The following is a 12,917-nucleotide window of genomic DNA, read 5'->3' as shown; positions in this document are numbered from 1 at the left end:
TGTCTCCTTGCTTGAATTGATTAACCAGCCAATTTCGGGCCCAATGCGGCGATCCAGTCCAGGCCCGCGCGGGTGTCGGCGGCCGGCTTGTACTCGCAGCCGATCCAGCCGTCGTAGCCGATGCGGTCGAGGTGCCTGAACAGGAACGGGTAATTGATCTCGCCCGTGCCCGGCTCGTTGCGGCCGGGGTTGTCCGCGACCTGGATGTGCGCGATGCGGGCCAGGTGCTTCTCGACCGTCTTCGCCAGCTCTCCTTCCGAGCGCTGGGCGTGGTAGACGTCGTACTGGACGAACAGGTTGTCCGCGCCCACCGAGTCGATCAGGTCGAGCGCCTGCCGCGTCGTGTTCAGGTAGAAGCCCGGAATGTCGTACGTGTTGATCGGTTCGATCAGCAGCTTGAGACCGGCCTGCTTCAGCTGCGTCGCCGCGTAGCGCAGGTTCTCGACGACGGTGCGGCGCAGCGTGCCTTCGTCGACGCCGGCCGGCGCGATGCCCACCAGGCAGTTCACCTGGCGGCAGTTCAGCGCTTTCGCGTAGTCGATGGCGCGGGCGACGCCTTCGCGGAACTCGGCCTCGCGGCCCGGCAGCACGGCGATGCCGCGTTCACCTTTTTCCCAGTCGCCGGCCGGCAGGTTGTGCAGGACCTGCGTCAGGCCGAATTCCTGCAGGCGTTCCGCCAGCGCTTCCTTTTCGAACCCGTACGGGAACAGGTATTCGACGCCCTTGAACCCCGCGTCGCGCGCCGCCTCGAAGCGGTCGAGGAACGGCAGTTCGTTGAACAGCATCGTCAGGTTGGCAGCAAATCTTGGCATGTCTTTCTCCTTGCTTCAGACGCGAATCGCGGTCGGGGCATCGCCCGGATGGTCGGCCAGCGCTTCGAATTCGTTGATGGCGTCGATCTCCAGGCCCATCGCGATGTTGGTCACGCGCTCCAGGATGATCTCGACGATCACCGGCACGCGGTGCTCGTTCATCAGGCGGCGCGCCTCGGCGAACGCCGGCTGGATGTCGTCGACCCGGCGCACGCGGATCGCCTTGCAGCCCAAGCCTTCGGCCACGGCCACGTGGTCGACACCGTAGGCGCCGAGGTCCGGCGCGTTGATGTTCTCGAACGCCAGCTGGACGCAGTAATCCATGTCGAAGCCGCGCTGCGCCTGGCGGATCAGGCCGAGGTAGGCGTTGTTCACGACGACGTGCAGGTACGGCAGCTTGAATTGCGCGCCGACGGCCAGTTCCTCGATCATGAACTGGAAGTCGTAGTCGCCCGAGATCGCGACGACGTCCGTCTTGGCGCCGGACGCGACGACGCCCAGTGCGGCCGGCACGGTCCAGCCCAGAGGACCCGCCTGGCCGCAGTTGATCCAGTTGCGCTCCTTGTACACGTGCAGGAACTGCGCGGCGGCGATCTGCGACAGGCCGATCGTGCTGACGTACGTCGTGTCCTTGCCGAAGGCGCGGTTCATCTCTTCGTACACGCGCTGTGGCTTGATCGGGTTGTTCTCGAAGTGCGTCTTGCGCAGCATCGTGCGCTTGCGTTCCTGGCACTGCGCCGCCCAGCCGCTCCTGTCCGGCAGGCCGCCGATGGACGCCATGCCGCGGGCCACGTCGATCAGCAGGTCCAGCGCGGCGCCCGCGTCGGAGACGATGCCCAGGTCCGGCCCGAACACGCGGCCGATCTGCGTGGGTTCGATGTCGATGTGGACGAATTTGCGACCCTTCTTGTAGACGTCGACGGAACCCGTGTGGCGGTTCGCCCAGCGGTTGCCGATGCCGATCACAAAGTCGGATTCGAGCATCGTCGCGTTGCCGTAGCGGTGCGACGTCTGCAGGCCGACCATGCCCGCCATCAGCGGGTGGTCGTCGGGGATCGCGCCCCAGCCCATCAAGGTGGGAATCACCGGGACGCCGACGATCTCCGCGAATTCCTGCAGGCGCGCGGCGGCATCGGCATTGATCACGCCACCGCCGCAGACGATCAGCGGACGCTCGGCGGCGTTCAGCATCGCCAGCGCCTTCTCGGCCTGGGCGCGGGTCGCGCCGGGTTTATACACCGGCAGCGGTTCGTAGGTGTCGATGTCGAATTCGATCTCGGCCACCTGCACGTCGAACGGCAGGTCGATCAGCACGGGGCCTGGGCGGCCGGAGCGCATCAGGTGGAAGGCCTGCTGGACGACGCGCGGCAGCAGGTCCGGCTCGCGCACGGTGACGGCCCACTTGGTGACCGGCTTGGCGATCGACTCGATGTCGACGGCCTGGAAGTCTTCCTTGTACAGGCGGGCACGGGGTGCCTGGCCCGTAATGCATAGGATAGGTATCGAATCGGCCCAGGCGGAGTACAGGCCCGTGATCATGTCGGTGCCGGCCGGACCCGACGTGCCGATGCACACGCCGATGTTGCCGGCCTTGGCGCGGGTATAGCCCTCGGCCATGTGCGAGGCGCCTTCCACGTGGCGGGCGAGCACGTGCTCGAAGCCGCCGTTCTTCTTCATCGCCGAGTAAAACGGGTTGATCGCGGCGCCGGGCACGCCGAATACCGTACTCACACCTTCCTTGCGCAGCACTTCCGCCGCTGCGTCGATTGCTCTCATTCGGGCCATGTTCTCCTCCGTTGCTATGGTTAGTCTTGGACTGATGACCCAGCATAGCCATAACCCACGGCAAGTTGAATTGCTGCTATTATCGGCTCTGTCGATACTTTAAGTATTGAATGGGATAAAAGGCATGGATCGCTACACCGAAATACGCAGCTTCGTACTCATCACCGAAAAGGGCAGCTTCGCCGGCGCCGCGCTGGCGGAAGGCGTGACGCCCGTCGTCATGGGCCGGCGCCTGGACGCCCTGGAACGACGCCTCGGCGTGCGCCTGATGCACCGCTCGACGCGCGGCCTCACGTTGACGGCGCTGGGTGAACAATTCATCGAACCGTGCCGCCAGCTGCTGCGCGATTTCGACATCACGGAAAACAGCATCAGCGCGGGCCGCAGCACGGTGCGCGGCCACCTGGTCGTGTCGGCGCCGGCGGCGTTCGGGCGCAAGCACGTGGCGCCGCACGCGCCGGCCTTCCGCGCCATCCACACGGAACTCAAGATGTCGTTCAACTTCACGGACAGCGTCGTCGACCTCGTGCGCGAGGGCTACGACATGTCGATCCGCATCGGCGAGGTGACGGACCCGAACTACGTGGCGATTCCGCTCTTCCCCAACCGGCGCGTCGTGTGCGGCACGCCCGACTACTTCGAGCGCAACGGCGTGCCGCGCGCGCCGGAAGATCTCGCGCGCCACAACTGCCTCGCCTTCAACCTGCAGGGCGGCCAGCAGCGCGGCTGGACGTTCCAGCGCGACGGCAAGCTGTTCGCCGTGCGCGTGGACGGCGACCTCGCCTGCAACGACGGCGAGCTGCTGTTCGACTGGGTGAAACAGGGACTGGGCATCGGCTGGCGCTCCACGTGGGAGATCCAGGCCGAGCTGAAACGGGGAGAGCTCGTGACGGTGCTGGACGAATACGCCGTCGGGAATTATCCGATCCAGGCCGTGTTCCCGCAGCAGCGCTACCTGCCGGCGAAGATCCGGCACTTCATTGATCACCTGAAGGCGGTGTACAACACGGCGGGGTACTGGGAATCCTGACGCCGACGGTCAGGCGGCCGCCCGGACCGGCGGCGCGGCCGGCCCCTTGACGGTCGCGAGCGCGAGCACGCCGTCTGCCGCCGCCCGCTTCAGGTCCGCATCCGCCGCGGCGATCACGTGCGGCGCCAGCACGGCGGCGTCCAGGATCCCCACCGCCCGGTTACGCCCGCCCTGCTTGGCCGCGTACAGGCACAGGTCGGCGAGATGGACCAGTTGCTCCCAGTCCGGATCGACGTCGCCCGGGATCAGGGACTTGGGGCAGAAGCCGATGGAGATCGTCACGTCCAGCGCGCGGTCGTCCAGCGCGACCGGCGAGCCGCCCACGGCGGCCAGCACGCGCGCGCACACCTGGCGCGCTTCGTCCGTGCCGATGCCCGGCAGGTAGGCGAGGAATTCCTCGCCGCCCCAGCGCACCAGCACATCCTGTTCACGTAGCGTGGCAGCCAGGCGCGCGGCCACGTTCTTCAGCACGACGTCGCCCGCGCCATGGCCCAGCGTGTCGTTGATGGACTTGAAGCGGTCGATGTCCATCAGCAGGAACACGCCGCCCGTGCGCCCTTCCGCGCCGGCGCGCCGTTCGGACGCGGCGCCCGCCTTGCGATGGTGATGGGGCACGACCTGTTCGTAGAAGTAGTGCCGGTTGAAGAGCCCCGTCAGCGAATCGCGCGTACTTTGCAGGAACAGCTGGTCGTTCTTCTGCTGCAGCGACTTGTTCGCCTTCGCCACGCGCCGGTACAGCAGGGCGATGACGGCGGCGGCGGCGAGCGTGATCGCGGCGAGCAGCGCCCACAGGCTGCGCAGGCGCCGCACGTTGTGCAGCTCCGCCGCCTTCAGGATGCTTTCGTGGTGCAGCGCGGCCAGGTCGTTCTGCTTTTTCTGGTCGGCATACGCACGCTGCAGCGTCTCGTACGCCAGCTGCTTTTCCTTGCGCCACGCGGCCAGCGACACGGCGCCCGCCTTTTCGTACACGGTCATCGCGACGTCGCCCTCGCCCACCTGGTTCAGCGCATGGCCGTACTGCAGCAGCATGGGCACGTACTGGTCGTCGCTCGCGAGACCCGCGAGCGCCTTGTCGACCGTGGCGCGGCCGGCGGCGATGTTGCGGAAGCAAATGTCGACGATCCCGACCTGGAACGACGCGAGCCGGATCGCGTCCTCGTCGCCGACCTCGTGCGCGATGCGCAGCGCCTTGCGCGCGGCCCGTTCGGCCTCGCCGTAGCGGCGCGCCTGGACGTACATCGCCGCCAGGTGCGCCAACGGCACCGGCAGGCGTTCCTTCGCCTCGAGCTTGTCGAGCAGGTCCACCGCGGCCTGCAACGCGGTCTCCGCGCGCCGGGGCTGTCCGGCCCGCGCGGCCGTCGCGTATTCGGCCAGCCGCGCATTTGCCAGCTGGGCCGGGAGCTGGCGTGCGCGGGCCAACTTGATCATCTCGTCGGTAAGCGCCAGCGCCTCCTTGTAGCTGCCCACCGCGGCCAGCAGGCGGGCGCGTTCGCGCAGCGCCATCGACAATGCATCCGGATCATCGCCCGACCGAGCCAGCGCCTCGGCGCGCGCCAGGAGTTCCTGGCCGTCCGCCGTGTTGCCGTCTTCTTCGGCGAGCAGGCCGCGCGTGACCAGGGCCTGGGTCCGCAGATAGGTGTCGTGCGTGTTGTCCGCGAGCCGCGCCGCGCTGTCGATCAGGCGGCGCGCCGCCTGCTGGTCGTGCACGAACTTCGAGAGCGCATAGGCATGGCTAAGCATCGCCCCGGCCAGCAGCACGTCGTCGTGCGTCTCGCGCCCGATCCGTTCCGCCTGGAGCGCGGCGTCGAGCGCCCGGTCCTTGTCGCGCAGCCACCAGTGCGCGCGGCTCGCGACGACGAGCGCCTCGCCCAGTTCGCGCCCTTCCCGGCCTGACTTCAACGCGTCGACCCGGCGCAGCGCGGCCTTCGGCGTGACATACGCCTCTTCGCGCGCGACGGCAAGGTCGCGCTCGAAGTCGCCGTGCGGGTCGCCGGCGTGGGCCAGAGCCGCCCGGCACAGCAACAGCAGGCCCAACAGGAACCGGTGCGCGAACATGTTGTCTCCAGGAATCAAGATCCGAATAGTAACATCCGGAAATATTAAATTCCACAATTCAACGTGCGCCGTATCTTATTGGCACATTCGGCCGCCAAAAATACGCGAATTCTCACAAATACAACAAGTTGCTTACATACGGAAATTTTTAGTACCTACGAGAAATTTCGGGCAACGAATGTGTTTACACTGAACACGCAGCGCCAAGTCTGCAACAAGAACAGCTGGAGACGTGATGAATTTCCTGAAACGCATCGGCATTGCGACCCAGCTGTACGTCGCGTTTGCCCTCATTCTGTCGGTCACGCTCATCGTGTCCGTCCTCTCGGTCACCCGGGTCAACAGCATCGACGGCGCGCTGCAAAAGGCGAACGCGGTGCGCGACAGCGAACTCGAACCGTTGTACGCGGCGCGCGAGGCGCTCGCCCAGACCGGCATCGCGGCCCGCAATGCCTTCGTGTTCAAGGACGACGCGGCGGCCGCGCGCGAACTGGCCCTCGTCGACACGTTCAAGGCCGACTACCTGGCGGCGCTGCGCAAGCTGGACGCCGTGCTGGGCAACGACGCGCAGTATGCGAAGGTCAAGGCGGGCATGCTCAAGATGGCCACCGAACTGGAACGGCCACGCGCCTACCGCAGCGCCGGCAACATGGAGGGCTACGGCCAGTTCCTCGTGCAGGAATGCAGCCCGCTGCGCCGGCAGATCGTCACGGACATGGACCTGCTCCTCAAGCGCATCCAGCACGACAACGCGGCCACGAGCGCCGCCGCGAGCCTCGAGGCGAAAGGCGCGCGCTTCTGGATCACGAGTCTCAGCATCGTGTCCGTGCTGCTGTGCGCCGCCGTCGGCGTCGTGATCGTACGCAGCCTCATTGGCCAGCTGGGCGGCGAACCGGCCCAGGCCACCGAGGTGGCGCATGCCATCGCCAGCGGCCAGCTGACGTGCCGCGTCGACGTCTCGCGCGCCGGGCCGTCGAGCATGATCCATGCGATGAACGCGATGCGCCACGGCCTGTCGGACATCGTGGCGAAGGTCAGGTCGGGCACGGAGACGATCGCGTCGGCCTCGTCCCAGATCGCGAGCGGCAACAACGACCTGTCCAGCCGCACGGAGACGCAGGCGGCGACGCTGCAGCAGGTCACCGGCGCGATGGCGCAGCTGGTCGCCTCGGTCCACCAGAACGCGGAGGATGCGCGCCAGGCGAGCGCGCTGGCCACGACGGCGTCGTCGGTGTCCGTGGAAGGCGGCGCGGCGGTGGACCAGGTCGTCACCACGATGCACCTGATCGAGGAATCGTCGCGCAAGATCGTCGACATCATCTCGGTCATCGACGGCATCGCGTTCCAGACCAACATCCTCGCCCTGAATGCAGCGGTGGAAGCGGCGCGCGCCGGCGAACAGGGACGCGGCTTCGCCGTCGTCGCGGGCGAAGTGCGCAACCTCGCGCACCGTTCGGCGGCCGCGGCGAAGGAGATCAAGGCCCTGATCGAGGATTCGGTGGCGAAGGTCGGCGCCGGCACCTCGCTCGTCGGCCACGCGGGCGAGACCATCCGCAAGGTCGTGGACGGCGTCCAGCGCGTCACCGAGATCATGGACCGCATCAGCGGCGCGACCCGCTCGCAGCAGGCCGACATCGGCCGCGTGGACAGCGCGATCTCGCACCTGGACGAGATGACGATGCGGAACGCGTCGCTGGTCGAGGAAGCGGCGGCGGCGGCGGAATCGCTGCGCACGCAGGCGGTCGAGCTCTCCGCGGTCGTGAACATCTTCCAGATCGAAGAAGCCGCGCCGGACCGCCAGCGCCGGCTGGCCGTGTGATCATGGGCCCCGTCAGGCGGGCATCGTTTCCCCGGCCCGCAAGGTCAACACGCGCACGCCGCTGCGCGTCACGGCGACGGTGTGCTCGAACTGCGCCGACAAGGCCCCATCGCACGTACGCACCGTCCAGCCGTCGTCCTCGGTGCGCACGGCGGAGCGGCCCGCGTTGAGCATCGGCTCGATCGTGAACACCATCCCTTCGCGCAGCACGAGGCCCGTCTGCGGGCGGCCCCAGTGCAGCACCTGCGGCGGCTCGTGCATCTCGCGCCCGATGCCGTGCCCGCAGTACTCGCGCACGACCGCATAGCCGTGGCGGCGCGCATGCCGCTCGATGGCATGGCCCACGTCGCCCAGCCGCGCGCCGGGACGCACGGCGCGGATGCCCTGCCACATCGCCTCGTACGTCACCCGCACGAGCTTCTGCGCCGGCGCCGCCACGGCGCCGACCAGGTAGGTCTTGCTGGAGTCGGCGATGTAGCCGTTCTTTTCCAGCGTGATGTCGAAGTTCACGATGTCGCCGCTTTGCAGGACGTCCGCCGGCGACGGCACGCCGTGGCACACGACGTCGTTGCGTGACGCATTCAGCGCGAACGCATAGCCGTACTGGCCCTTGCTGGCCGGGCGCGCGCCCAGCGTGTTCACGATGAAGTCGTCGACCAGGTCGTTCACCTGCATCGTCGACATGCCGGCGAGATCGAGCCGGTCGAGCTGCGCGAAGACATCCGCCAGCAGCTTGCCGGCCGCCGCCATCAGCGCGACTTCCTCTGGCCGCTTCGTCATGACGCCACCTTGAGCGCCTGCGGCACGACGCCCGCCGCCCTCAGCTCGCGCGCCATGATCTCGTTGAAGCTCTGCGTCGGATTCAGCTCGCACAGCATGCCGATGCGGACCCAGAACGCGGCCTGCGCGTTGATCGAGCGGCACGACACCGTGCTCGCCTTGCGGATCTGGTCGTGCAGCTCGTCTTCGATGTTCACGATGCCCATGTCCCTACCTTTCATATACGTTCCATATACGGAGTATATATTCTGGCCGCGCAACGCCGCAAGCGTTGTCGAAAAAACTTACACACGACAACATTAATTTCTATAACTCATTGATTATTATCAAATGGCATCAATATTGCTTTATGTCCGTCAATATCTATAAACCTCAAGGACTGACATGAAAACCACTTCTCTGAAACTCATCGGTGCAATGCTGTTCCTGGCGTTCGGCGCAAGCCAGGCGCAGGCAAGCGTCATCACCTTCGACGACCAGGCGGGTACGCCGACACTGCCGGTGTCCACCGGCGGGCTGACGTTCACGTCCTCGGGCGGCTTCGCATACGTCTGGACGCCCGGCGGCGGCAAGGCCGACAACGGCACCAACAACCTGATCTACGGTCTCGACGCCACGGTGACCATCACCAGGACCGGCGGCGGCACCTTCACCCTCAACGGATTCGACGCGGGGCTGAGCTGGTACACGTCGGTGAACGCGTTCGACCTGACGGTCAACGGCACGGACACGATCTCGCTCGGCAATGCTTACCAGGGCTACCAGTTTGCGAATCTGAAAAACGTCACGTCCGTCACCGTCTCCGGCGCGCCCTCGAATGGCTATATCGCCATCGACAACGTCGACTTCGACGTCGCCCAGGTGCCCGAGCCGGCCAGCCTGACGCTGCTCGGACTCGGCCTCGCCGGCCTGGCCGCGGCTCGCCGCAAATCGGCGCGCTGAGCGCCGGCGCCGCGCGTGGCGGCCAAAGGATTCAGGTTCGCCACGCGATGTTTTCCAGCTCGTCCGAAATGACCTGCTGGCCGTGCTCCACCATGAATTCGTGGAACGACGCGGCCACCGTCGGAATCGCGCGCGCCGCCTTGTGCATCACGTGCCATTCGCCCTGCACGACGACGCCGGGCACCGGCAGCACGGCCAGCAGCCGGTTGCGCACTTCCAGCGTGCACGCGTGGACGGACAGGAAGGCGACGCCGAGGCCCGCCGCCGTCATCTGCTTGATCGCCTCGTTGCTCGACAACTCGGACCCGATCGCGAGCGCCACGCCCTCTTCCTCGTAGCGCCGCTCGATCGCCGCGCGCGTGCCGGAGCCGCGTTCGCGCACGAGCAGGTTGTGGGCCGCGATGTCGGCCAGCGTCACGTTCTCCTTCTCCAGCAGCGGGTGGCCGGGCGCGACGAAGAACGCCATCGGGTGGCGCGCGAAGCGGCTCGCGCTCGTCGGGAATTCGCGCGGCGGCGTGCCCATGATGGCGAGGTCGATTTCGTCGCGCGACAGCATGCCGATCACCTCCGGGCGCGAGCCCACCTGCAGCTTGATGCGCACGTGCGGGCGGCCCGTCGTGAAGCGCACCAGCATCGGCGGAAGCAGGTGCTCCGCCGTCATCACCGCGCCGATGCGCAGCGTACCGGACGTGACGCCCTTCAGCGCCGCGATCTCGTCGCCCGCCTCTTCCCACAGGCCCAGGATGCGTTCCGCGTACCCCACCAGCAGCTCGCCCGCGGCCGTCATCTGGATGTTGCGGCCCTGGCGGCGCGTGAGCGGCACGCCGGCCGCTTCCTCCAGCAGTTTCAGGTGCAGCGACACGGCCGGCTGCGTCACGTGCATCGCCTCGGCCGCGCGCGACACGCTCTGGTGACGCGCCACGAGCATCAGCGCCTGCAGTTGTTTGAAGCTGGCTGGATACATAAGCTATACCTTATCGAATTCTAAAAAAGATTTATTTTTATTTTATCCCGCCCAGCCGTATAGTAAAAACAATTCAAGCGACAACGACCTGCAAAAGGAGATCATCATGACGGCACAAGCGTTCATCTTCGACTTATCCGCATTCCGTTCCACCGGCGTCCCGGCCGACGCCGAGCGCCTGCTGGACCAGGCGATCGAAGACGGCCTGCCGTGCGCCCTGATCTCCGAACTGCCGCACCAGGAGGCGGGCGAACAGCTGCGCCGCCGCTTCGGCGACACCGCGCACCACATCTTTTCCGTCGTGCTGACGGGCGCCGATTTCGAAGCGCGCGGCCACAAGGCCCCGTATTCCGTGGTCCTGGACCAGCTGGGCGTACAGCCAGACGCCGCGCTGGCCGTGACGACGTCGCCGCGCGCCATCGCCGCCGCCCGCACCGCGCGCATCGGCGTACGCACGCCCAAGGCGACCGTTTTGCGCAAGGACATGCGCAAGGTAGCAATGCAGACCATGGCCCACTAAAGCAGTCTTCCCGGCATCCGCGGGCGCTGCTCCCGCCGGATGCGCGAACGCGGCGCGGCGCGGGGAGCCCCCGGTGCCGCATCGATTCGAAAAAAGAAGGGAGCACACCATGCAGTCCATCGTCATCGTCGGAGGCGGCGTCGCCGGCCTCGAACTCGCCACCCGCCTGGGACGCCGCCTTGGCGCCCGCCACCGGGAGCGCGTGATCCTCATCGACAGCGCCCCCACCCACTTCTGGAAACCCCTGCTGCACGCGGTCGCCGCCGGCACCATCGACCCGGCCGACCACATGATCGACTATGCGCGCCAGGCCATCGACAACCACTTCACGTTCGTCTGCGGCGAAGTCGTCGACGTCGACCGCGCCCACCGCACCCTGACCGTGCGCAGCCGTTTCGATGATGCGCCCGATGCCCACACCGTCATCGATTACGAACGACTCGTGCTGGCCTACGGCTCCGTCACGAACTTCTTCGGCATCCCCGGCGCGCAGGAACACTGCCTCGCGCTCGACAGCGTGAAAGGCGCGGAAGCGTTCCGCCAGCGCTTCCTCGGCCTGTGCGCCCAGGCGGGACGGCGCCGCAATGCCCGCACGGATGCCGGCGCGCCGCTGCTGGACATCGTCATCGTCGGCGCCGGCCCGACCGGCATCGAACTCGCGGCGGACCTGCGCCACACGGTCGATACACTGGCCCACTACGGCCTCGCGGGTCTCGAGTCGCCGCACCAGGTGCACATCCGCATCGTCGAGCGTGGGTCGCAGGTGCTGCCGTCGCTGGACGCCGAAGCGTCGAACCTGGCCGTGCGCAAGCTGCGCGCGATGGGCATCGAGATCTGCACCGACACCGCGATCGCCGAAGTGCGCGAGGACGCAGTGACGACGACGGACGGCCGCGTCTTCCCCGCCGCGATCACCGTGTGGGCGGCCGGCGTGAAGGGTCCGCGCTTCAGCACGGGCCTGAACGTGGCGCTGAACCGCAACGACCAGGTGGTCGTGGACAGCCGGCTGCGCAGCGTGACCGATCCCGAGATCCACGCGATGGGCGATTGCTGCACCCTGCTCAATCCGGACAAGACGGCGATGGCCCCGCCCAGCGCCCAGGCCGCGCGCCAGCAGGCGATCTACCTGGCGACGCTGCTGGCGCACAAGGTGCCGGACACGCTGCCGGGCTTCCAGTACCGCGACTACGGCACGCTCGTGTCGCTGGGACGGGCGGGCGCGGTCGGCATCCTGCGCCGCGCGATCGGCAACCGCCACCTGCATGTGAAAGGGCCGTTCGCGCTGGCCATGTACGGTCTCACGTACCAGCGCCACGTGATGGGCCATCTGGGCCTGGTGCGGATGTGCGGCAACCTGCTGGCGCGCTGGTTCCGGTCGAAGATGCTGATGCCGGTACGCTGGCATTAATGTTACGCGTGGGCACGGGGTGCCCACCCTACCACTTGCGGCGCGGCTACAGGCGCGCCAGCCGCGCGCCATCGACCCGCAGCGACGCGCCGTCGACGAAGCGGGCCTCGTCCGTGAGCAGGAACGCGATGGCGGCGGCGAGGTCCTCGGGCGCCCCGACGTCGGCCTTGTCGATGACTTCGACGCCGGCCTTCACGTTCGGGTTATCCCACAACATGGGCGTGTCGACGGCGCCCGGCAGCACGGCGTTCACGCGGATGCCCTTGGCCTTGCCTTCCAGCGCGGCCGAACGCGTGAGCGACAGCAGCGCCGCCTTCGCCGCCGCATACGGCGCGACGAGGGGTTCCGTCTCGACGGCGTGGACGCTGGAGACGTTGACGATGGCGCCGCCCCGGCGCATGCGCAGGAAAGCCTGCTTGGTGAAGAAGAAGGCGCCCAGCAGGTCCACGTCGAGGATGCCGCGCCAGTCCTGCTCCGTCTGCTCCTCGATCGGTTTGAAGAGCATCGTGCCCGCGTTGTTGACGACGTAGTCCCAGCCGCCGAACTGCCTGATCGTCGCGTCGACGGCGGCAATGACCTGGTCTTCGCGCGACACGTCGCAGGCGATGGTGGCCATGTGCGCGGGGTCGAATTCCTTGCCGAGGTCGGCGCGCGTGGCGTCGAGGCGGTCCAGGTGGAGGCCCGCGAGCATCACGGCAGCCCCGTCCTGCAGCAGGCGCCGCACGGTGGCCCGGCCGATGCCGCCGGATGCGCCGGTGACGATGGCGCTGCGCTGGTCGAAACCCATGACGTTCCCTCCTGT

The 12,917-nt window shown here is 67.3% G+C and carries 11 protein-coding genes and 1 pseudogene; 5 read left to right on the top strand and 7 right to left on the bottom strand.

Annotation, left to right across the window (positions count from 1 at the left end; all coding sequences use genetic code 11):
• Window positions 1-20 precede the first annotated feature (20 nt).
• Entirely contained in the window at window positions 21-812 is a 792-nt protein-coding gene (gene hyi, locus ACEN9G_RS26180; RefSeq protein WP_413343565.1) for a hydroxypyruvate isomerase, read from the bottom strand.
• A 15-nt stretch (window positions 813-827) separates the two neighbouring features.
• Window positions 828-2,597, bottom strand: a complete 1,770-nt coding sequence (gcl, locus tag ACEN9G_RS26175; RefSeq protein WP_413343563.1) for a glyoxylate carboligase — start codon at window positions 2,595-2,597, stop codon at window positions 828-830.
• A gap of 124 nt (window positions 2,598-2,721) precedes the next feature.
• Here gcl and ACEN9G_RS26170 point away from each other — a divergent pair, with 124 nt between their 5' ends.
• On the top strand, window positions 2,722-3,627 hold the full coding sequence (locus ACEN9G_RS26170; RefSeq protein WP_483127207.1) for a LysR family transcriptional regulator: 906 nt from the start codon (window positions 2,722-2,724) through the stop codon (window positions 3,625-3,627).
• 9 nt (window positions 3,628-3,636) lie between these two features.
• On the opposite strand, the gene ACEN9G_RS26165 is transcribed toward ACEN9G_RS26170, so the two are convergent.
• Entirely contained in the window at window positions 3,637-5,682 is a 2,046-nt protein-coding gene (locus ACEN9G_RS26165) for a GGDEF domain-containing protein (RefSeq protein ID WP_483127206.1), read from the bottom strand.
• Window positions 5,683-5,917: 235 nt separating this feature from the next.
• Here ACEN9G_RS26165 and ACEN9G_RS26160 point away from each other — a divergent pair, with 235 nt between their 5' ends.
• Complete coding sequence (locus ACEN9G_RS26160) at window positions 5,918-7,501, top strand: methyl-accepting chemotaxis protein (protein ID WP_413339542.1); 1,584 nt, start codon at window positions 5,918-5,920, stop codon at window positions 7,499-7,501.
• A gap of 12 nt (window positions 7,502-7,513) precedes the next feature.
• On the opposite strand, the gene map is transcribed toward ACEN9G_RS26160, so the two are convergent.
• Together map and ACEN9G_RS26150 are read right to left on the bottom strand one after the other, a co-directional pair.
• Window positions 7,514-8,281 (bottom strand): type I methionyl aminopeptidase, encoded by a 768-nt coding sequence (gene map, locus ACEN9G_RS26155; RefSeq protein WP_413339541.1) that lies wholly within the window; start codon window positions 8,279-8,281, stop codon window positions 7,514-7,516.
• Window positions 8,278-8,487 (bottom strand): ParD-like family protein, encoded by a 210-nt coding sequence (locus ACEN9G_RS26150; RefSeq protein WP_056124858.1) that lies wholly within the window; start codon window positions 8,485-8,487, stop codon window positions 8,278-8,280. Before ACEN9G_RS26150 ends, map begins: the two co-directional genes overlap by 4 nt.
• Before the next feature lie 643 nt (window positions 8,488-9,130).
• Here ACEN9G_RS26150 and ACEN9G_RS26145 point away from each other — a divergent pair.
• Window positions 9,131-9,223, top strand: a pseudogene (locus tag ACEN9G_RS26145) (PEP-CTERM sorting domain-containing protein); the annotation flags it as partial.
• Window positions 9,224-9,254: 31 nt separating this feature from the next.
• Here the strand turns inward: ACEN9G_RS26145 and ACEN9G_RS26140 are convergent.
• Entirely contained in the window at window positions 9,255-10,187 is a 933-nt protein-coding gene (locus tag ACEN9G_RS26140) for a LysR family transcriptional regulator (RefSeq protein WP_056124866.1), read from the bottom strand.
• A 106-nt stretch (window positions 10,188-10,293) separates the two neighbouring features.
• Between ACEN9G_RS26140 and ACEN9G_RS26135 the strand changes: the two genes are divergently transcribed.
• Complete coding sequence (locus ACEN9G_RS26135; RefSeq protein ID WP_413339539.1) at window positions 10,294-10,707, top strand: HAD family hydrolase; 414 nt, start codon at window positions 10,294-10,296, stop codon at window positions 10,705-10,707.
• Between the two features lie 109 nt (window positions 10,708-10,816).
• The gene (locus ACEN9G_RS26130; protein ID WP_413339538.1) at window positions 10,817-12,115 is read left to right on the top strand and encodes an NAD(P)/FAD-dependent oxidoreductase; all 1,299 of its coding nucleotides are present in this window, start codon (window positions 10,817-10,819) and stop codon (window positions 12,113-12,115) included.
• 46 nt (window positions 12,116-12,161) lie between these two features.
• Here the strand turns inward: ACEN9G_RS26130 and ACEN9G_RS26125 are convergent, their stop codons facing one another.
• Window positions 12,162-12,902: an SDR family NAD(P)-dependent oxidoreductase gene (locus ACEN9G_RS26125; protein WP_413339537.1), complete on the bottom strand. Its 741-nt coding sequence runs from the start codon at window positions 12,900-12,902 to the stop codon at window positions 12,162-12,164.
• Between the last annotated feature and the right edge of the window lie 15 nt (window positions 12,903-12,917).

The sequence above is a fragment of the Massilia sp. Masssp94 genome (assembly GCF_059491305.1).
Note: the sequence above shows the minus strand (reverse complement) of the source record. Positions and strands in the feature narration are given on the sequence as shown.